We start from the raw sequence: 20,168 nt of genomic DNA, 5'->3' as shown, positions 1-20,168 counted from the left end.
GTGGCCGGCCGATCGGACCGGAACCGGAATAAGGGGGCTCCTGGTGTCCTGGCAGGAGGAGCTGCGTCGGCTTGACGAGGAGCTCGCGGCGGGGAAGCTTTCCGCGGACGATTACCGCCTCCGGCGCGACCAGGTACTTTCCTCGGCCGTCGGCGTGGAGAACAGGCAGCCGCCGCCGCAGACGCCGTCCAGCGCGGACGAGACCCAGGTGATCAGCCCGGTCAGCCCGCCCGGCGGCGTCCCGCAGCCGAACCAGGGGGGCGACGCCGAGCGCACGCAGGCGGTGTCGTGGCACCCGCAGCAGGCCCAGCCCGGCGCCCCCGGGGCGACCGCCTACGTGCCGCAGTCGCAGCCGTTCTCGCCGTCCGGCGGGTTCCCGGCGGCGCAGCCGACCGGCGACGACAGCCCCGAGCGGACCCAGGTGGTCCGCAACACCGGCGAGTACCAGCCGAACTACGGCGAATACACGCAGCAGCAGCCGCCCGCGCAGCCGGGCTGGAACCAGGTGCCGCCGGGAGCGGCCGCACCGCCGTGGGGCGGCGCCGATCCCGCCGGACCGCACGGTTCGAACGACCTGAACTGGATGCGCCAGGGCCCCGAGTCCTACTTCGAGACGAAGAGCGGGTCCGGCAAGAAGAAGGGCATCGTCATCGTCGCGGCGGTGCTGGTCGTCCTGCTCGCCGGCTTCGCCATCTGGTGGTTCGGCCTGCGCAGCGACTCGAACTCCGTCGCGAACCCGACCACGTCGAACAACCCGACGTCCGCGCCGTCGACCAGCGCCCCGCCGCCGAGCATCGCGCCGACCCGCGTGCCGCCGATGCCGGGCAAGGCCAGTGAGAAGAACGGCACGATGAGCGTCGACGACGCCGTCGACAAGGAGTTCCTCACCGCGGCCGACGCGACCGCGATCAAGTCCGCGGGCTCGGCGTACGTCACCTGCCAGGCGTCGACCAACACGCCGTTCGACTACACCGTCGTGCTGGTGAACACCAAGAGCGTCGACGACGCGAACCGCCTCGCGGAGTCCATGCAGAAGCCGGCGCCGAGCACGAGCCTCAAGCCGGTCGCCGACCACGCCGGGCTCCCGCAGTCGGTCTCGGTCTTCAAGGCGGTCCTGTCCGACCACACGACCTACCGCGCGGTCTACGTCTCCGGCGCCGCCGTGCTGCGCGTGGACGTCAACCAGGCTCCCGCCACGGACACCGCCGTGACCAAGGAGTTCCAGGGCGTCATGAAGGCGATGCTGGAGAACGTTCCGAACTCGTGACCGGTGTCCAGGTGACCACGCCGCTGCGGTCCCTCGTCGACCACGACGAGCACGGCTGCACGGTGCTCTCCGACGGCGTCTCGGACTACGCCGACGGGGCCGAGGACATCGTCACGGCGTTGCTGGAGAACGCGCAGGACCGCGGGTCGCTCAGCGACGAGCTGACCCTCGCCGCGCGCACCTGGCCCGAGCGCTACCACCTCGACCACGGCCGGGCGAACGTCCTGCGCGGCTTGCGGTTGCCGGCGGGGGCCACGGTGCTCGAGATCGGCTGCGGCACCGGCGCGGTGACCCGCTACCTCGCCGAGAGCTGCGGGTCCGTGGACGCCGTCGAGCCGGTGCTGAGCCGCGCGCGGGGTGCCCGGGCCCGGACCCGCGGCTTCGGTGACGTCGAGGTTTTCGTCGGTGGCATCGAAGACGTTCCCGCGGTCGAAGCCTACGACGTCGTGGTCGTCGTCGGCGTGCTCGAGTACGTGGGTGCGGGCGGTGCCGCCGACGACCCCTACGTCAGCTTCTTGCGCGCGGCGCAGGCGCGGCTGCGCCCGGGCGGGACGCTGGTGCTCGCGATCGAGAACCAGCTGGGCGTCAAATACCTGTGCGGGGCCGCCGAAGACCACACCGGCATCCCGTGGGACGGCGTCGCCGGGTACCCGGCGGGCGGTGTCGCGCGGACCTTTTCCCGCAAGCGGCTCCTGGATCTGGTGGGCCGCGCCGGGTTCGCCGGATCGACCGTGCTCGGGGCGTTCCCGGACTACAAGCTGACGCGGGCCCTGCTCTCCGACGAGCTGCTCACGACCCAGCCGCGGCTGGCCACGCAGCTGCCCGGGTTCCCCAGCCCGGACTGGGCCGGCGGCGGCAACCGCGTGGTGGACGAGCAGCGCGTGTGGCGTGAGCTCGTCGACGCCGGATTGGCCACGCACCACAGCAATTCGTTCCTCGTGCTGGCCGCGAAGGACGGTGCCGAGGGGCTCTGGCCGGCCGGCGCGCTGGCCGTCTTCTTCAGCACGGACCGGGCCGCCGACTTCTGCACCCGGTCGGTCGTCGAGCGCGACGGCGACGTCCTGCGCGTGCGCCGGACGCCACTGGCCGCGCACCCCGCCGCCGCGCACGGCGTCCGCATAGTGTCCACAGTGGACGAAGTGTTCGACGCGCCGACCGTGCTCGACCTCGCGGCCGCGGATCCCGCGCGGTGGACCGAACTGTTCGCCCGCTGGCGCGACCTCGTCCTCACTCGGGCAGCGGAGCTCGGCCCGCGGCTGTGGGACCTGACACCGCAGAACCTGCTCGTGACCCCGTCCGGGCTCGTGCCGATCGACCTCGAATGGTCGGTCGACGGGTGCACGGCGGCCGACGTCCTCGCCCGCGGCGTCCTGATCACCGCCGACGAGCTGGCCCGCGGCGGCCACGCGCCGGGGCCGACCGTCGGGGACGTCGTGCGCGACCTGTGCCGCCGGCTCGAGCTCGACGAAGCCGCGGTCCTGGAAGCCACGGCCGTGGAGGCCCGCTTCCAGGTGGTCCGCCAGGCCGGCCGCTGCGACGCCGGTTACCTGGCCGAGCGGACCACCGAGCTGCGCCAGGCCTGGACCGACCGGCTCGCCGAGCCGGTCGCCGGCTGAACCCTCAGGCGCGCATCGACTCCGGCAGCATCCGGCGCATCGCCCGGCGGGTCGGTTCCTCGAAGTACCGGTGCAGCACGTGCGCGATCAGGATCGTCAGCCCGATGAAGCCGAGCACGATCAGCCGGTACTCCCAGCTGGTCGGCATGTCGGTCAGCTTCAGCTTGGTCTGGATGACGTGCCGCATCACGTCGATGACCAGCCAGTGGACCAGGTAGAGCGCGAACGAGATCTTGCCGCCCCAGATCAGGAGCTTCGTGCGCAGCAGCCACGCCAGCGGTTCGCGCTCACTGATCGCCAACGAGCCGATCAGCAGCAGGAACAGGGGCACCACGATCACCGTCTCGGCCGAGCCCCACATCAGGTGGCCGTTGATCCGCCAGTCGAGGCCCATGTTGTAGCGGCGGAACGGGTCGAAGTGCTGCACCAGGAAGATGATCGCGACGATGACCACGAACACCGCCGACGGCCGCAGGTACCACGGCAACCGCGCGGACCGGCCGTACCGCAGCACGATCAGCGCGGTGAACGCCCCGCCGAAGAACTCCGTGAGGACGCGCAACGGGATCATCCCGGGCACCAGCGCGTTGTGGAACAGCAGCAGGTCGCTGCCGTCCTCCATGGTCACCCCGATCGCGACGATCGGGAACACCGAGACCAGCGCGCACAGCACGAGCGAGCGGATGCGGACCGTCCGGAGCATCTTCGCCAGCACCGCGACCGCGACGCTGAACACCAGGTACGCGAGCCATTCCGCGCTCAGCGACCAGTCCACCGGGTTCCACTGGTCCGGTTCGATGAACCACCCCTGGATCAGCAGGACGTGTTCGAGGAACCGAGCCGGGCTGGCCGCCGCCTGGATGCTCGCGTCGGCGTTCACCTGCAGCGAGTACGCGCGGTAGAGCGCCCAGCCGAGCAGCACCAGGAACATCACCGGCCAGATCCGGCTCAGCCGCAGCCAGAGGAAGCCGAGCGCCTTGCGCGGCGTCCACGGCTCGGTCATCCGCTCGAGGTGGGTGTAGGTCATGATGAAGCCGCTGAGCACGAAGAACAGGTCGACGCCGAGGTGCCCGGCGTCGAACAGCGGCGCCAGCCTGCCGAGGAACGGGAACGACGAGACCAGCTCCGGGCGGAAGTGGAACGTCAGCACCCAGAGCGCCGCCAGTGCGCGGACCCCGGTCAGCTGCGGGAGGAACGACGGCAGCGGCCCGCGGTCGGCGGACTCCGCCGGTTCCGGGCGTGACTCCGGCGGAGCGGGGGTCTCGGCCGTGATCGCCGGGAGCACATCCGTGGTCTCGGTGCTGTCCATGTCCTACCGTTTCGCGTTGGCTGCGGCCCAGGCGCGCTGGGGATCGAGGTCGAGCGGCCGGGCAGGCGGGTCCGGCACCGTGCGGGACAGCAGGACCTGCTGCACCAGCTCCGCGCGAGCGTCCCGGCCGGCGACCCCGAGCCAGAAGCCGTGGTGCTCCAGGCCTTCCGCCCACGGGTCTTCCGGCCAGCCGCCCAGCTTCTCGAGCACGGTCCGCCGGACCAGGTAGCCGCTGCCCAGGTAGGGCAGCCGCGCCAGCCGCCGTGCTTCCGGCGGGAGCGCGCCGACCAGGCCCCGCGCGGCGTCCGCGACCGGGCAGTGGGCCACGTCCGCGCCCGCCCGCACCGCGGCGAGCAACCGGGTGACCAGGTGGGGCGAGCATCGCACACCCGCGTCGAGCACCAGCAGCAGGTCGGCTTCGGACTCGGCCAGGAGCCGGTTGTACGCGTGGCCGGTGCCGCGGGGGACCGGGTGGTGGAGCACGTCGTAGGGCTTCGGCCCGGGCGGCTCCGCGGTGCCGTCCTGGCAGACGAGGACCCGCGCCGGAACCGTCGTTCCGCGCGCGAGGTCATCGACGAGCGCGGCGACCCCCGGGTCCGCGATCCGCCGGACGACGAGCACGTCGAGGTCGTCCGCGCGCGGCGCGGCCCCCGGCGAGAGCGGCAGCGCGGCCGGGGCGAGAACCCCGCCGTCCGTCCGCCGGGCGGTTTCCGCGCGCTCCACGAACAGCCGGGCCGCGAGCCGCCGGTCCGGTCCGGGGTCGCCGCCGAGGGAGGCCTCGCCGAGGAACCGCGGGTCCCAGCTCGGGGTGTCCACGGCCAGCGGCCCGTCGGCGGGCACGACGACCGCCGCCGCCTTGCGGAGCGGGCGCTCCGGCCGGGCCGGCGCCGGGTGCCGCTCCGCCAGGTCCGCGGCCAGCTCCAGCAGCGTCCGGGCCGACGGGCCCATGTCCAGCTCTTCCTTGACGAAGCGGTAGGCCTCGGCGCGGATCGACCGCTCCAGTTCGCCGTCGCGCAGCATCGCCGCGGTGGCCGCGCCCACGACGGTTTCCCGGGCCACGAGCAGGTGCTGCCCGGCGGTGAACGGCGCGAGATCACGGCTCGGTTCGGTGACGACGACGCAGCCGTTGCAGGCCGCCTCCAGCACCCGCACCCACTCCAGGGCCCGGGACGCCTCGCGGTGCAGGTTCAGCAGCACCCGGCTGCGGGCCAGGTGCTCGTGCTTCGCCCGGCCCATCAGGAAGTCCGGTCGCGGCTTGACCATCGGCTCGTGCGGTGGCGTCAGCAGCCGGACCGCGAAGCGGTCCAGGTCGCGGGCGGCCCGGGCCAGGAGCGCGGACCGCCGGTGCTCGGCGGTGCCGAGGTAGGTGACGTCGATGTCGCGCGGCGCGTCCGGGTTGCCACCCCACCGGTCCCACAGCGGGGTGTAGCCGAGCTGGAACCGGCGGACGTCGTGGCCGCGCCGCACCAGCTCGTCGGTGGAGTCGGCGTTGATGTCCACCGCGCCGCCGAACTCGGGCAGCAGCGCGGCGCTGGTGTCGAAGGTCCGCGTGCCGGGGTGCTCGACGCAGAACGCGATCGTGCGGCGCAGCTGGTCCGGCCGCGGCCGCTGCCGCTCGGGCAGCACCACGAGGTACTCGTGCGGGACGACGACGAAGACCGTGTCGTCGTCCTCGTCGGGCAGCGGCCCGACGTGCGTCTCGGCCCGTCCGCCGGCCCGGCGCACCGCATCGGCGACGACCTCGAAAAGCTCTTCCATGAAGGCGCTGCCGCCCGGCGCGGACGCCAGCACCAGTCGGGGATCGGCCACCGTCAGCGGGTCTTCCGGCGCACCGTGCGCAGCGGCGCGGTGACCCGCCAGCTGATCGTCTGCCGGTGCGCTTCGAGCTCTTGCGCGAGCTCGGCGACCTGGCGGCGCAGCTGCTCGGTGTCCCGGTCGTCCGTCGGCACGAGTTCGGGCAGGTCGGCGCCGTGCAGGGTGAGCTCGGCCTGCAGCAGGTCCATCCGGAGCTGGTCGCGCTCCAGCCGGGTGCGCTCCAGCTCCTGCCGCGCGAGATCGCGGTCGCGGCGCAGGGCGTCCAGCTCCACGCGGGCCTCCGAGGCCTCGTCGACCTGGCGACGCAGCTCGTCGTTCGCGCGGGCGTCCTCGACCAGCCGTTCCTGCACGCGCAGGGCCTCGCGCAGCTCGGCGTCGGCGCCGCGGAGCCGGCCGAGCAGCCGCTCCCGCTCGGCCATCAGCACCGAACGCTCGGCGCGCAGCTGCAGCAGCTCGGCCCGCACCGACGCCGGCACGGCGTACTCGACCGGCGCGTCCTCGTCTTCGCGGCTGACCGCGCGGTCTTCTTCGGCGCTCATGCGTCCCGTTCCTCGGTACCGGTGCCTCGGGCGAGGCTCTTCAGGATGGTGGAGAACTCCTGCCCGTAGTGCGCGGAGTCCAGGAAGGCGCCGACGCCGGCCCGGGCCCGCTCGGCGATCCGCGCGCGGGTCTCCGGCGGGGTGTCCAGTGCCCGCAGCAGGCCGACCGTCAGCGCGCTGAGGTCGTTGGGCAGGAACAGCCAGCCGCTTTCGCTGTCGCTGACGATTTCCCGGGTGCCGAAGACGTCGGCGGCCACCACGGGCACGCCGAACGCCATCGCCTCGAGGATCGAGCGGGGCAGCGACTCGATGTCGGAGCTGTTGACGAACAGGTCCGCCGCGCGCAGCCACTGCCGCGGGTCGCGGCAGATCGGCACGAGGCTGACCGAGCCGCCCAGCCCGGCCGACTCGACGTAGTCCCGCAGCGCGTCGCAGTACGGCGACTCGTGGGTCCCGACGATCACCAGGTGGGCGTCCGGGTGCGTCACCCGGACCTGCTCGAAGGCCAGCAGCAGCGGCGCCTGGCCCTTGCGCGGCTCGCTGACGCCGATGTTGAGCAGCACGGTCGCCGACTCCGGCAGGCCGAGCTCGCGCCGGACCTCTTCCTTGGTGGCGTACTGCGCCTGCTGGACCGGGACGAGGTCGATGCCGTACCGGACGGTGACGCACCGCCGCGGCCGCGACCAGGGCAGGAACATCTCGCGCGTGGCGTCGGCGACGAACAGGAGCGTGTCGGCGTCGGCCAGGCAATGCTCCCAGCGTTCGCGCACCAGCGGGTCGAGCCCGTCCATGCCCCAGTTCAGGTAGGCGAAGTCCTCCAGGCTGAAGCTTTCGTGGATCACCCACGCCACCGGCAGCCCGGCGCGCTTCGCCGCCTCCACCCCGGCGAACATGCCGAGGGTGTTCACCAGCACGACCCCCGCGCCGGACGCGGTGGCCAGCATGGCCAGTTCACCGACGTAGGCGGCGTACTGGGTCGCGTCCTGGACGCGGTGGTGGCCCGTGACGTGCACGGTGACGCCGAGGTCCTCCAGCTCCGCGCGCAGCGGCCCGTCTTCGGGGGACACGAGCGTGACCTTGTGCCCGTGCGAGCCGGCCAGGTGGCGCAGCAGCTCGCTGAGCCAGAACTGGCCGCCGCCGACGCGCAGGCTGTGCGTGACGACCAGGACGTGGTCGGTGTCCACGGCGGCCTTGACGCGCCCGAGCAGCTCTTCGGTGAACGCCGTCGCGCGCGCCGCGGCTTCGGCGTCGCGCCGGTCCACCGCTCGGCGGCGCAAGGTCGCGTACCGGACCGGCGACGTCCACTCCCGCCCGTCCCGGGTCCAGGCCCGGACCCGCAGGCTCACCTTCCGCCGGTCGCCGGGGGCCAGGGGCAGCGGCACCCGGGCCTCGTACCCGCTCAGCCCGGCCTGCCGGACCTGGCCCGGCAGGTTCCGGGTGACGTCCGGCCGGGGCAGCATCAGCCGGGCGCGCTGCGGGGCGGCGCCGTCGACCTCGACCTCGATCCGGCTGGGCAACCTGCCGTCGAGCAGCAGCCACCCCGAGACGACGACCAGGTCACCGACGAGCTCGGCGTCCGCCGCCGGGTGGTCGATCTCCCCCAGGGAAGCGGGGATCCGGTAGGTGCTCTCCGGCCAGACCGCGACCCGGCTGAGCTCGGTGCCGTCGGGCGCGGTGACCGTCGCCTCGACGCCGACCGGCTGGTCCACGTCGACCTCGGCGCGCCAGACCCAGCTCGGCCAGTCCGCGGGGACGCCCGGTACGGCGCTCGTCCCGCGCTCCCAGTGCACCCGGGCGATCTGCCCGCCGAGCCGGACGGTGCTGCCGTCCGGTCCGCTCGGCGAGACCAGCCAGCCGCCGACCGCGACCCGGCCGGCGGTGATCGAGGCACTGCCGGCGTCCACACCGGCGAGCCACGGCAGCTCCCGCACGATCATCAGATTCCTTCGTCCATGCGCTGGCGCGCGGTCACTGCCGGGGGTGTTTCGCGAGCTGCTCGCTCAGCGTCTTCACCACGGCCGGGGCCAGGATAGGGCTTTGCCCGCCGATGAGGTTGCGTTCCGCGATTTCGACGACGACGACATCGCTGTCGGCGAGCTTCGCGGCGGCCGCCGCGGTGTCCTGCACGACGTAGTCGGAGTGCATGATCGTCATGTCCGTGAACGCGGCCGCGAAGTACATGTTGGCGAACCCGGTGAACGAGTCCCCGATCATCGCGACCTTGTCCGGGACGGTGCCGGGCACGGCCGGGCCGTGCAGCTCGATGGGCACGGTGTTCGGCTGGCCGAAGAAGGTGCGCGTCCGGTCGGCGCCGCCGTCCGGGGCCAGGCTTTCCAGCTCCGCCGGTTCGCTGCCGGTGCGGCCGATCAGCGGCGGCAGGTCGGTCTGCTTGTCGAACGTCTCCTTGGACGCGGTCCGCCAGGTGCGGGTCACGCCGGGACGCAGGTCCTCGGCCACGGCCCGGACCATCGTGAGCCCGCCGTGGAACTGCCAGTGGGTGTCCTGCTTGAAGTAGATCGGGGCACCCCGGCGCTGCGACTCGGCGAGCAGGGGCCCGCGCATGTCCAGGTAGCCGACGTCGTTGTTGAGCCGCTGCCACATCGTCCGGGCCGCGACCGGGGCGCAGTCCTTGCCCGGGTACTGGTCCGGCAGGAACTGCGGGAAGATGTCCGACTTGTCCGGCGGCACGACCAGCACCAGGCGCCGTCCGGACGCCTCGACCGCCCGGCGGAACCCGATCAGCTCGTCCATCACCGTGGCGGTCGGGATCATCGGGTTGCACTTGGCGTAGAGGTCGTTGCCGAGGAACAGCCAGCCGTCCCGGCCTTCGACGACCGCCGGGTAGTTGCTGTTGGTCTGGCCCGGCAGCTGGCCGGTGTCCGGGCGCGCGGGCGGCTGGGCCGGCACCGGGCCGACCCCGGGGGCCGGTGGCTTCGCGCCGAGCGCGGGCGGCTCGCCGAACACCGATCGGCTGATCCCGTCTTCGGCCTGGACGGCGGCTTGGCGGCCGGGCAGCCAGTCGGTGGCCCACGCGCCGAGCCCGCTGAAGAAGCCCCAGCCGTCGGACAGGCTCGGGAAGTCGTGGAGCTTGCGGTTTTCGAACGCCGCGGGTGGTCCGAACAGGCCGAGCGAAACCACCGGAGTCAGGAAGAAGATCACCGCGCAGACGAGGGCGACCTGCTGCCGGCCGTGCCGCGGGCGGTACATCGAGTGGCCCTTCGGCAGCCAGGCCTCGTGGACCGGAAGGGGCTGGATCCGCTTCTCCGGCTCCCCGCCCCTCAAGTGCACCGACACCCGTTCACCATAGCCGACCCGCGGTTCGCCGGATTCCGACGTCCGAGTTCGCCGCCGTCACCTCGTCGGCGGCCGAAAACTGTCGTACATATGTTCTAAAATGGGCGTTGTCCAGGGGAGATGCCGCCCGTGTCCGCGGGTGGTGTGATGGAGGAAGGCAGGGCCATGGCCTACATCACCCTGCCCACGTTCGTGGGCTACAGCGCTAGTACCGGTCCGTCGCGGTCGTCGTTCGTCCGGCGGCAGCGCCGGCTCTACGAGGACCCGGCGCGAGCCGCGTTCAACTACTACCGGCGGGCGGCCAACGCCGTGCGGTCCGGGCGGGCGGCGGGGCAGGACGCGACCGCGTTGCGCGCGCTCGTCAACGCCGCCGACGACCGGACGAAACCGCACTACGCGGCGATCGCCGAGGGCTGGCTGCGCTACCTCGGCCGGAAGTCGCCGCGGCTGGTCGAGGTCGGGCGCGGGCGCTGCCGGATCGGGGACCTCGAGATCGGCGTCAGCCCGCAGCTCGGGCTGCGCAAGAGCGACGGCCGCCGGTACGCGACCTGGCTCTACTTCAAGGAGGAGCCGCTCACGAAGGACTCCGCGCAGCTCGCGCTGTGGGTGCTGGAGCAGGCGATGCCGGACGTCCTGCCGGGCGGGCACGCCCTGGTGATCGACGTCCGGCGGAGCAAGGAGTTCCAGCTCTCGGCGCGCGACCGCGAACGGCTGCGGCCCTGGGCCCGCAGCGAGGCGTCGGCGTTCCTCACCCTCTGGGACGCCGCCTGAGCCGGGGAGGCGCCGGGCCCGCCCGGCGCCTCCCCTAGCATCGCCCCCACGGCGTTCAGGGGGGCGACGATGAGACTGGTCGCGGGGCGGTACGCGATCTCGGCCGAGCTGGGCCGGGGCGGCATGGGCGTCGTCTGGCGCGCCGAAGACACGGTGCTCGGGCGGCCGGTCGCGCTCAAGGAGCTGGCGACGCCGCCGGGCACGAGCCTCGAGCGGGTCATGCGGGAAGCCCGCACGGCCGGGCGGCTCAACGACCCCGCCGTCGTCACGGTGTACGACGTCGTCAGCGAGCAGGGCGCGACTTTCATCGTCATGGAGCTGGTCGTCGCGCCGACGCTGGCGGACGTCATCGGGCGCGAAGGACCGCTGGACAACAGCCGCGTCGCCGCGCTCGGGCTGCAGGTGCTCGGCGCGCTGGAGAGCGCGCACGCGGCGGGCATCGTGCACCGGGACGTCAAGCCCAGCAACATCATGGTGCTCCCCGGCGACCGCGTGAAGCTCGCCGACTTCGGCATCGCGCGGGCGCTGGACGACCCGTCGCTGACGCAGACCGGCGGCGTCATGGGCTCGCCCGGGTACATGGCGCCCGAGCTGTTCGCCGGGGCCGGGCCGTCGCCGGCGGCGGACCTCTGGTCGCTCGGCGCGACGCTCTTCCACGCCGCCGAAGGCCGCGCGCCCTTCCAGCGCACCACGACGGCCGCGACCCTGCACGCGATCATGTACGACCAGCCCGTGCTGGAGCGCTGCCGCGGCCCGCTCGCCGACGCCGTCCGCGGGCTGCTCACCCAGTCCACTTCGGACCGGTTGACGCCGGCCGGCCTGCGGCGGCTGCTGGAAACCGCGCGTACCGGCGCGCCGGCAGCGCCGTCGCGGACCGCGTGGCTCGCCACGCCGCCACCGGCCACAGTGGACGGTCGGCCGGAGAAGAAGCGCCGCCTGCCGCTGATCCTGACCGGAGTGGCGGTCGCGGTGGTCGCGGCGCTCGGCGCGATCTTCTTCCTCAAGCCGGACCGCACCACGCCCGCGCCCGTCGCCGATCCCGCGTCGACGTCATCGTCCGCGACCTCGACGACAACGACGAAACACAGCACCAAGAAGCCCACGCCGACGACGTCCGCGAGTTCCACCCCACCGTCGCCGACCGCCGGGGACCGGCCGCCGAAGCTCGACGAGGTGCCGCTGATCCGCTTCCACCAGGCCGACGGCGGTCACTTCAGCGGGACGAAGAAGGTCGGCCCGCCGGCCGGGTTCACCAAGGAAGGCGTCTTCGGTTCGCTCGTCGCCAACGCCGAGCCCGGGACGCGGAAGCTGTTCGCCTGCAAGGTGAAGGACCAGAAGGACTGGTTCACCTCGCCCGACCAGAGCGGCAAGTGCGAGGGCCAGCAGTCGCTCGGCCTGCTCGGCCACATCTACGCGAACCCGCCGTCCTGGGGGAGCGCCCGCGCGCTCTACCGCTGCAACGCGGGCGCGAGCCACTTCGACTCGCTCGACGCCGGCTGCGAGGGCAAGACCAAAGAGTTCCTGATGGGCTACCTCATCGTCTGAAGCACCCCGGCCACCAGCTCCGGCCGCGTGACGAACGGGTGGTGCGCCACCGGCAGCTCGACGACGTCGGTCGCGCGCGCGGCCTGCCTCCGCTGGGTCTCCGGCAGCGTCGCGCGGTCGTCGGCGCAGACGACGAAGGTGGACGGGACCTCCCGCCAAGCGGCGGTCGTCACGGGCTGGCCGAAGACAGCTTCGTTCTGGGGCGTGAGCCGGGCGGCGGCCCCGGCGTAGGTGGTGTCGTCGAAGTCCTGGGCGAACAGCGGCCGCACCAGCTCCTCGCGGACGCTCGCGGTGCCGTCGCCGTGGCTCACGTGCCGCGGCGGTGCCTCGCTGCCGCCGAAGGCCGCGAGCGCCTCGCCGGCGTCCGGCAGGAACGACGTCACGTAGACGAGCCGGTGGACCGCGGGGTGGTTGCCGGCTTGTGTGATCACCATCCCGCCGTAGGAATGTCCGACGAGCACTGCGGGCTCGTCGGAGGCGTCGAGCAGCGCGCGGACGGCCGCCGCGTCGTCGTGGAGATCGCCGCGCGGCTCGCTCTCGCAGCTCGGCAGCACCGCCGCTGAGCTGCGCAGACCCCGGCCGGCGAGGACGTCCGCCGTCGGGCGCCACCACCAGGCGCCGTCGCGGACGAAGGCACCGTGGACGAAGACGATCCGCATGGTGACAATCTGGCAGGACCCACCCGGTCGAGTGACACAGTTCGCGGCGAGCGGACGAGGACTGGACAAACCGGAGGGCGAACACGAAGCTTTCGCGTGTTCTTTCGTGCGTGGCCGAAGTCAGAGGTCGTAACAGTGAATGCTGCCTGGGAAGCCGTCTCCCGCGTTGCCGACGAGCCCGCCTGGTACTGGGTGTACGACAAGCTGGCGTTCTGGCCGAGCACCTACGCCCACGCCTGGCCGGGCTTCCGCGAGCCGGCGCCGTCGCGGACCTGGGACCTCTCGCCGGGCGACCTGGACCGCGCGTCGGCCGAGTTCCGCCTCGGCCCGTACGCGGTCGAAGAGCACCAGGTCGCGGCCATCGCGCTCGCCGCGTTCCGCGAGGTCTGCGGCCCGGACGACTGGATGTGGGCGCTGCACTGGCAGCACCAGTCCTTCCGCGTCCGCCCGCACCTGATGACCGAGGGCGCTCGCTGGCCGGTGCCGGTGTTCCCGCGCGCGGACTACCACCTGTTCCTGGCTTCGGACTTCTCGTTCGGCACGCTCGGCCACCCGTGGGAGCGCACGCTCTGCGTGTTCGGCGACAAGCTCGTCCCGGCGTTCGAGAAGCACGGCGAAGGCGTCCTGGCGAACCTGCTGCGCCGCGACGGGAAGCCGTCCGCACTGGCCCGCTGAGCTCGCCGTTGATCTCTTGCTACCGTTCTGCGGGTGTTCGAGTATCACGGCTGGGTGACCATCCAGGCGACCGCGAGCGGCGATGACGACGCGGCGCTCCTGGAGCGCCTGGTCGACCGCGTGCACCGCGCGATCCGCGACGCGGGTGACTTCGACCTGGTCGACCTCCGCTGGAGCGCGGGCATGCCGATGCTGCACTTCGGCGGCTTCGACAAGCACGGCGGCCGCCTGGGCCCGGAGCTGCTCGAGGTGTTCACGAGGGTCGGCGAGCTCGCGGCGGGCTCCTACGGGCTCCTGCACGTGTGGGACGACCAGGACCCCGAGCACGACAACGAGTTCCGCGTGTACCGCATGGCCCGCGGCCAGGTGACGGAGCGCGAAGACCCGCACCTGACCCCGGTGGCCCCGACGGTCCTGGACGTCTACGAGCTGTAGCCCGATCGCAACCGGGCCTGAGTAGTACTGCTCAAGACACCCGCCCGCACCCGGCGAGACCCTCGTCACATGACCAAATCCGGAACCACGTCCCCCACCACGACGGCCTTCTACATCCAGGCGGCGATCTCGTTCGGCCTGGCGCTGGCGGCCGTCACCGGCGGCATCGCGTACCTGCCGGTCGACGGCTGGATCCGCGGTTTCCTCGCTCTCGGCGCGCTGTACCTGGTCACCTCCACCTTCACGCTCGCCAAGTGCGTCCGCGACAGACAGGAGGAGACCTCGGTGGTCTCCCGCGTCGACCAAGCCCGGCTCGACAAGCTCCTCGCCGAGCACGACCCGTTCAAAGCGCCCGCTGTGTAGGTCACCCGAAGAGGTGGTATCGAGGAGCAACGAAAGTCGTGTGACGGCGCTCACCGGTGAACCGCGCCGAGACAGCGAAAAGCCCCCCGCTCGATGTCCTGAGCGGGGGGCTTTTCGATCTTGAGCGGATGACGGGATTCGAACCCGCGACCCTCACCTTGGCAAGGTGATGCGCTACCAGCTGCGCTACATCCGCACTGCGTTGCTGTTGAGAGAACTCTATACCAACCGAAAACTGCTCCGATGAGCGGGTCCCCCGGTGCCCTGACCCGGTGCTTCGGTGTCACAGCTGGCGTACAAGGGGTGACGACGGCTGAATCCCTCCGTATGGTGTCCCCATTCGACCGAATGGGGAGACCTTCGGGGAGGAGGTGCCGGGCCGGATGACCGAGCTGGGCACGGTGCCGCCACCAGCGGCCTCGGAATCCGACGAGCAGGCACTGCTGCAACGACTTCGAAACGGCGAGGACGCCGCGTTCGGGGAGCTGTTCGAGCTGCACGCCGCCGCCGTCCGGAGACTGGCGCAGAGCCTGGCTTCCGACCGGTCCGAGGCCGAGGACATCACCGCGGAGACGTTCTTCCGCGTGCTCCAGGCCCTTCGCCGCGGCGCCGGCCCCCGGGACTACGTCCGCGCCTACCTCCTCACCGTCGCCCGCCGCGTCTCCTGGGAGTGGCACGGCGCCCGCCGCGACGTCCCGGTGTCCGACGACGAGCTGACCTTCCGCGCCGGCGCGGGGGCCGACACGCACGCCCGCACCGCCGAGCACACGCTGATCACGACGGCGTTCACCAGCCTGCCCGAGCGCTGGCGGACCGTCCTGTGGCAGACCGAGGTCGAGGGCGAGCAGCCCGCCATGGTCGCCACCCACTTCGGGCTGAGCGCGAACGCGACCGCCGCGCTGGCCCGCCGGGCCCGTCAGGGCCTCCGCGCGGCGTACTTGCAGGCCCACCTGTCGGTGAACCGCGGGCCGGACTCCTGCCGCTCGGTCGTCGAGAAGCTCGGCGGGTTCACCGCGGGCAGCGTGACCGGCGCCGAGGCGGAGCGCATCAAGGCGCACCTGCACGGCTGCCCGTCGTGCCGGGCGACCCAGGACGAGCTGCGCGACGTCTGCTCGTCGCTGCGCGCGCACGCCGGGGTGCTGGTGCTGCTGGTGCCCGCCGCGGGTGCCGCCGCGGGCGGCAGCGGCGTGCTGGCCGGGCTCGGCGCGACGATCAAGGGCGTGCTGGTCGGCTCCAAGGTCAAGATCGGGCTCGCGCTGGCGTCGACCGCGGCCGTGGGTGCCGTGGGCGTCGCGGCCGGTCCCGTGCTGTTCGGGTCGTCGCCGGTGCAAGACGTCGGGCTGACCGGCGGGGCGCCCGAGCTCGTCGTGGTGCCGCCCGCCGAGTCGCACCAGCAGCCGCCCCCGCAGCCGCAGCAGGACCCCCGGATCGGCATCGGCGTGCTCAACGGCCGGGGCACCGGGATCGCCGTCCCGGCGCGGCAGCGCAGTGGCGGTTCCAAGCAGCTGGCGGCGAACGAGGTGCCGTCCGTGCCCGCGGGCGACGTCCCGGTGGGCGACGCCGGTTCGCTGCCGCAGCCGGGTACGAACGGCGGCACCCCGCGCGACGACGTCACGACGTCCTCGACGTTCAGCACGCCCGACCACTCGTCGACGTCGCCGCGGCTCGACTCCACGGCCACGGAGATGACGAAGTCGAGCGACGAGACCGCGCCGGAGCTGTCGCCGTCCGGCCGCCCGGGGAGCACGACGACGACCGCCCCCGCCAAGCCGGCGCCGACCGACGGGGAAACCGAGCCGTCGACGACCGTGACGCCGACTTCGGGAAAACCGTGCCCGAGCAGCGCGTCCGAAGTCACTGGTTCGAGCGACCCGGCGGACCCGGCCTCGACCACCCCTGAGCAGCGTTGATCAACTTCGCCGGGTGGGATGTCCGATTCCTCCCTCGCGCGGGCGAGCCCGGGCACGGTACCGTTTTCTTGCTTGGTTTTGTCGTGCTCACCCTGCGGGCGCCCCGGGAGGCAACTGAATGAACCGGCTGGTACGCGGCGAAGACGGCCGCGACTGGGTGGTCCGTGCCCAGATGGAATGGCGCGCGCCGGCGACGGCCGACGACTTCGAGCACGACGTCGCCGGCAGCTACGGCCCCGGTATCGCGATGATCGTGGTGACCGCGCTGCTGGCCGTGATCCTGGTGGTGTGGACGCCGAACGAGGTCAACATCCCCGCGTGGGTGCTGCTGGCGTTGCTGCTCATAGTGCTGTTCTTCCCGCTGCGGTGGATCCTGCGCCGGCCGTGGACGGTGGTCGCGGAGACCGAGGGTGACGTGACCGGCGACCGGCCGTCCGAACGCTGGGTCGGCACGATCCGCGGCATGTTCACCGTGCAGGGCGAGGTCAAGAAGATCTCAAAGACGATCCAGCGGCATTCGCTGCCGGACTTCGACGGGCCGCTGCACCCCGTCGAATAGCGAGTACCGGAATTCGGCCGAAGGGGTGAAACTGGGAGCATGCCCGAACTGCCCGAGGTCGAAGCGCTGGCGCACCACCTGCGTGAGAACGCGGTCGGCCAGACGATCTTCCGCATCGATGTCGCATCCCTGAGCGTCCTGAAGACGGCGACCCCACCGTGGACCGAGATGCACGGCCGCGAGATCACCGGCGCGACCCGATACGGCAAGCACCTCGACGTCGTCGCGGGTGACCTGCACCTGGTCGTCCACCTGGCCCGCGCGGGCTGGCTGCGCTGGTCCGACGGCCTGGCCGCGGCGCCGCTCAAGCCGGGCAAGGGCCCGATCTCGCTGCGCGTGCACCTCGAGTCCGCCACCGGACCCGGGTTCGACCTCACCGAAGCGGGCACGAAGAAGGGCCTCGCGGTGTGGATCGTGAAGGACCCGCAGGAGATCGCGAGCGTCGCGCGCCTCGGCCCGGACGCGCTTTCGGTGGACGCGGCCCAGCTGCGCGACCTGTTCGCCGGGAAGAACACGCGGCTGAAGTGGGCGCTCACCGACCAGTCGCTGATCGCCGGCATCGGCAACGCGTACTCCGACGAGATCATGCACCGCGCGAAGCTCTCCCCGTACGCGACGATCGGCAAGCTCGACGACGGCGCGCTGGAGACCCTCGCGGAGGCGATCGTCGAGATCGAGTCCGACGCCGTCCAGCGCTCGGTGGGGCAGAAGGCCGCGCGCTTGAAGGGCGAGAAGCGCTCGGGCCTGCGCGTCCACGCGCGCACGGGCCTGCCGTGCCCGGTCTGCGGCGACACGATCCGCGAGATCTCGTTCGCGGACAAGTCGTTCCAGTACTGCCCGACCTGCCAGACGGGCGGCAAGCCGCTGGCCGACCGCCGGATGTCCCGGCTGCTGAAGTAGCCGTGACACCTGTGGTCGCCACGTCACGCACCGGGATTCCCCCGTTCGGCCGCAGGTGCTGTGCCGCCGGCGGCCGGAGCGCCGGCAAGCCGGGTGCCGCCGGTCGCCGAACCGCCCTCTTCCAGCCGCTTTCCCCGGATCCGGTGGAACAGACCGCCCCGCCCGCGTGTTGCGGACAGTGACCGTGACGGGCCTCGTCGGACTCTGAGTAGGGTCACTCCCACCCTCGGTCATCACAGTTGGACAGAAAGTGGGATCAGGCCTTGCACCCGGTTGGTCGAGCGCAGAGCATGGACGCCGTGTCCGGGTTTCCGCTTGCGCAGATCATTCCGTGGGGTCTGGCGGTGCTGCTCGGCATCGCGGTGATCGTGCTGCTCGTGAAACAGCGCAAACCGGCCAGCGTGGTGGAGGACGCCATGCTGCAGGCCGTCCACCGGATGTCGAAGGCCGCCCCGAACCTCCGCTCCGGCCTGGACGAGGACGCCGCCGACAAGATCACCACCCAGCTGCTGCAGATGCTCGACTGCGTCGCCGTCGGCATCACCGACAGCGAGGGCACGCTGCTGTCCTGGGACGGCGAGGCGAACGAGCACTACGTCGACCTCGTCGACGCGATCGGCGCGGCCATCCGCAAGCACCGCCGCGAGGTCGTCGCGCACGACCGGATGCCGTGCAACCACCGCGGCACCTGCCGGATGAAGACCGCCGTCATCGTGCCGCTGCTGGTCGAGGGCGAGACCGAGGCGGCGCTGATCGTCGTCGGCCGCACCCGCGGGCGCCTGGTGCAGATGGCCGACGCCGTCGCCCAGTTCGTCTGCACGCAGTTCGAGCTGGCGCGGCTCGACGAGTCGAAGCACCAGCTCCAGCAGGCCGAGATCAAGGCCCTGCGCGCGCAGATCTCGCCGCACTTCGTCTACAACGCCCTCAACACGATCTCCGCGCTGATCCGCACGGACCCCGAAGAGGCGCGAGAGCTGCTTCAGGACTTCGCCGACTTCACGCGCTACTCGTTCCGGACGTCGGGCATGTTCACCTCGCTGGCCGAGGAGCTGCGCAACATCGACCGCTACCTGACCATCGAGAACGCCCGCTTCGGCGGCCGGCTCGAGGTGCGGATGAAGATCGCGCCCGAGGTCCTCAGTGTCGTCGTGCCGTTCCTGATCATCCAGCCGCTGGTGGAGAACGCGGTCAAGCACGGGCTCGCCAGCAAGCCCAGCGGCGGCTGCGTCACGGTGATCGCGCAGGACCACGGCACCGAGGCGCTGATCAGCGTCGAGGACGACGGCATCGGCATGGACCCGCGGCGGCTGCGGGACGTCAAGAACGCGCACAGCACCGGCGCGCACGTCGGGCTCGGCAACATCAGCCAGCGCATGCAGCAGGTCTTCGGCAGCGACTACGCGGTGATGGTCGAGACCGCGCCCGGTGCCGGCATGAAGGTGACGCTGCGGGTGCCGAAGTTCGTCCCGGGCGTCCGGCCGAACATGCCGGACTACAGCGCCGACGCCGAAGCCGACGTCCCGGCCCAGGGTGGCCCGGCCCAGCTGAACGGCACCGAGGTGAACGGCGTCAACGGCACGCGCTCCGGCATCCTCCCCATGAGCTGAATCCCGCTAGCCTGACCGTATGAGCGTTACGGACAAGCTGGCTTCGCGGATCCCGGTCCTCGCCGACCGGGTCGAGCGCAAGGACGTCGTGGCCGTGGTGAAGCTGCACGGCGTGATCACGCCGTCGCCGTCGCCGCTGGGCCGGGGCGCGATCAACCTGGCCGCCGTCGAGTCGGCCCTGACGAGGGCGTTCGGCCACGACCGGCTGAAGGCGGTCGCGCTGCTGATCAACTCGCCGGGCGGCGCGCCGACGCAGTCCGGGCTGGTCGCCGAGCGGATCCGGCAGCTGGCCGACGAGAAGGGCGTACCGGTGCTGGCGTTCTGCGAGGACGTCGCCGCGTCCGGCGGCTACTGGCTGGCCTGCGCGGCCGACGAGATCTACGCGCACCGCACGTCGATGGTCGGCTCGATCGGCGTGATCAGCGGCGGCTTCGGCTTCACGGGGCTCTTGGAGCGCTTCGGCATCGAGCGCCGCCTGCACACGGCGGGCGCGAACAAGTCGCGGCTCGACCCGTTCTCGCCGGAGAAGCCCGAGGACGTCGAGTGGCTGAAGAAGATGCACACCCAGCTCCACGAGCTGTTCGTGAGCTGGGTGAAGGAGCGCCGCGGCGACCGCCTGACCGACGCCGAGGACCTGTTCACCGGTGACGTCTGGCTGGGCGCGAAGGCGCTGGAGCTCGGCCTGATCGACGGGCTGGGCAGCCTCCGCCAGATCGTCACGGACCGCTTCCCGGACGCGGAGATCTCGGTGGCGGAGCCGAAGAGGGCCCTGCTGGCCCGCCTCGGCATCGGCGCCCCGGCCGCGGCGTCGGCGGTGCTGGAAGCGGTGACGCAGAAGGCGGCTTGGTCCCGCTTCGGCCTCTGAAACCGATGTCCGGTTTGAGTACTTCAGGGCAGACTTTGT

General features: G+C 72.1%; 18 protein-coding genes and 1 tRNA gene. 12 read left to right on the top strand and 7 right to left on the bottom strand.

The features are described 5' to 3' along the window. Window positions 1-43: 43 nt before the first annotated feature. The gene (locus ACZ7OH_RS16530; RefSeq protein ID WP_470281563.1) at window positions 44-1,267 is read left to right on the top strand and encodes a hypothetical protein; all 1,224 of its coding nucleotides are present in this window, start codon (window positions 44-46) and stop codon (window positions 1,265-1,267) included. Continuing rightward, window positions 1,264-2,883, top strand: coding sequence for an SAM-dependent methyltransferase (locus ACZ7OH_RS16525; RefSeq protein WP_470281562.1), 1,620 nt, complete (start codon window positions 1,264-1,266; stop codon window positions 2,881-2,883). Before ACZ7OH_RS16530 ends, ACZ7OH_RS16525 begins: the two co-directional genes overlap by 4 nt. Before the next feature lie 4 nt (window positions 2,884-2,887). Here the strand turns inward: ACZ7OH_RS16525 and ACZ7OH_RS16520 are convergent, their stop codons facing one another. Genes ACZ7OH_RS16520 through ACZ7OH_RS16500 form a run of 5 tightly spaced genes read right to left on the bottom strand, consistent with a single transcriptional unit; the run spans window position 2,888 to window position 9,840 of the window. After that, the gene (locus ACZ7OH_RS16520) at window positions 2,888-4,192 is read right to left on the bottom strand and encodes an acyltransferase family protein (RefSeq protein ID WP_470281561.1); all 1,305 of its coding nucleotides are present in this window, start codon (window positions 4,190-4,192) and stop codon (window positions 2,888-2,890) included. A 3-nt stretch (window positions 4,193-4,195) separates the two neighbouring features. Continuing rightward, window positions 4,196-6,001, bottom strand: a complete 1,806-nt coding sequence (locus ACZ7OH_RS16515) for a glycosyltransferase family protein (RefSeq protein ID WP_470281560.1) — start codon at window positions 5,999-6,001, stop codon at window positions 4,196-4,198. A 2-nt stretch (window positions 6,002-6,003) separates the two neighbouring features. Beyond that, entirely contained in the window at window positions 6,004-6,546 is a 543-nt protein-coding gene (locus ACZ7OH_RS16510; protein WP_470281559.1) for a hypothetical protein, read from the bottom strand. Beyond that, window positions 6,543-8,483 carry a glycosyltransferase family 4 protein gene (locus ACZ7OH_RS16505; protein WP_470281558.1) on the bottom strand — a complete coding sequence of 647 codons (1,941 nt, stop codon included), beginning with the start codon at window positions 8,481-8,483 and terminating at the stop codon, window positions 6,543-6,545. The genes ACZ7OH_RS16510 and ACZ7OH_RS16505 overlap by 4 nt, the downstream gene beginning before the upstream one ends. A gap of 31 nt (window positions 8,484-8,514) precedes the next feature. Then, window positions 8,515-9,840: an alginate O-acetyltransferase AlgX-related protein gene (locus ACZ7OH_RS16500; RefSeq protein WP_470281557.1), complete on the bottom strand. Its 1,326-nt coding sequence runs from the start codon at window positions 9,838-9,840 to the stop codon at window positions 8,515-8,517. A gap of 147 nt (window positions 9,841-9,987) precedes the next feature. Here ACZ7OH_RS16500 and ACZ7OH_RS16495 point away from each other — a divergent pair, with 147 nt between their 5' ends. Together ACZ7OH_RS16495 and ACZ7OH_RS16490 are read left to right on the top strand one after the other, a co-directional pair. Then, window positions 9,988-10,611 (top strand): hypothetical protein, encoded by a 624-nt coding sequence (locus ACZ7OH_RS16495; protein WP_470281556.1) that lies wholly within the window; start codon window positions 9,988-9,990, stop codon window positions 10,609-10,611. Window positions 10,612-10,680: 69 nt separating this feature from the next. Continuing rightward, on the top strand, window positions 10,681-12,156 hold the full coding sequence (locus ACZ7OH_RS16490) for a serine/threonine-protein kinase (protein ID WP_470281555.1): 1,476 nt from the start codon (window positions 10,681-10,683) through the stop codon (window positions 12,154-12,156). On the opposite strand, the gene ACZ7OH_RS16485 is transcribed toward ACZ7OH_RS16490, so the two are convergent. Further along, the gene (locus tag ACZ7OH_RS16485; protein WP_470281554.1) at window positions 12,141-12,815 is read right to left on the bottom strand and encodes an alpha/beta fold hydrolase; all 675 of its coding nucleotides are present in this window, start codon (window positions 12,813-12,815) and stop codon (window positions 12,141-12,143) included. The genes ACZ7OH_RS16490 and ACZ7OH_RS16485 overlap by 16 nt on opposite strands. 135 nt (window positions 12,816-12,950) lie before the next feature. Between ACZ7OH_RS16485 and ACZ7OH_RS16480 the strand changes: the two genes are divergently transcribed. The 3 genes from ACZ7OH_RS16480 (at window position 12,951) to ACZ7OH_RS16470 (ending at window position 14,288) form a co-directional block, all read left to right on the top strand. Beyond that, window positions 12,951-13,490, top strand: a complete 540-nt coding sequence (locus ACZ7OH_RS16480; RefSeq protein WP_470281553.1) for a DUF2716 domain-containing protein — start codon at window positions 12,951-12,953, stop codon at window positions 13,488-13,490. 33 nt (window positions 13,491-13,523) lie between these two features. Then, a complete protein-coding gene (locus ACZ7OH_RS16475) occupies window positions 13,524-13,925 on the top strand; it encodes an immunity 7 family protein (RefSeq protein ID WP_400901691.1) in 402 nt (133 codons plus the stop codon). Window positions 13,926-13,994: 69 nt separating this feature from the next. Then, window positions 13,995-14,288, top strand: a complete 294-nt coding sequence (locus ACZ7OH_RS16470; RefSeq protein WP_470281552.1) for a YiaA/YiaB family inner membrane protein — start codon at window positions 13,995-13,997, stop codon at window positions 14,286-14,288. A 123-nt stretch (window positions 14,289-14,411) separates the two neighbouring features. Here the strand turns inward: ACZ7OH_RS16470 and ACZ7OH_RS16465 are convergent. Then, window positions 14,412-14,484: transfer RNA gene (locus ACZ7OH_RS16465), tRNA-Gly, on the bottom strand. Window positions 14,485-14,671: 187 nt separating this feature from the next. Here ACZ7OH_RS16465 and ACZ7OH_RS16460 point away from each other — a divergent pair. From ACZ7OH_RS16460 to ACZ7OH_RS16440, 5 genes are all read left to right on the top strand, one after another. Continuing rightward, window positions 14,672-16,198: a sigma-70 family RNA polymerase sigma factor gene (locus tag ACZ7OH_RS16460; protein ID WP_470281551.1), complete on the top strand. Its 1,527-nt coding sequence runs from the start codon at window positions 14,672-14,674 to the stop codon at window positions 16,196-16,198. Window positions 16,199-16,316: 118 nt separating this feature from the next. Then, window positions 16,317-16,757, top strand: a complete 441-nt coding sequence (locus ACZ7OH_RS16455; protein WP_400901687.1) for a DUF983 domain-containing protein — start codon at window positions 16,317-16,319, stop codon at window positions 16,755-16,757. Between the two features lie 39 nt (window positions 16,758-16,796). Beyond that, the gene (locus ACZ7OH_RS16450; RefSeq protein WP_470281550.1) at window positions 16,797-17,657 is read left to right on the top strand and encodes an Fpg/Nei family DNA glycosylase; all 861 of its coding nucleotides are present in this window, start codon (window positions 16,797-16,799) and stop codon (window positions 17,655-17,657) included. Between the two features lie 290 nt (window positions 17,658-17,947). Next, on the top strand, window positions 17,948-19,264 hold the full coding sequence (locus tag ACZ7OH_RS16445; protein ID WP_470281549.1) for a histidine kinase: 1,317 nt from the start codon (window positions 17,948-17,950) through the stop codon (window positions 19,262-19,264). 19 nt (window positions 19,265-19,283) lie between these two features. Further along, a complete protein-coding gene (locus ACZ7OH_RS16440) occupies window positions 19,284-20,129 on the top strand; it encodes a S49 family peptidase (protein WP_470281548.1) in 846 nt (281 codons plus the stop codon). Window positions 20,130-20,168: the final 39 nt, after the last annotated feature.

This window comes from Amycolatopsis sp. NPDC114478 (assembly GCF_055633805.1).
Note: the sequence above shows the minus strand (reverse complement) of the source record. Positions and strands in the feature narration are given on the sequence as shown.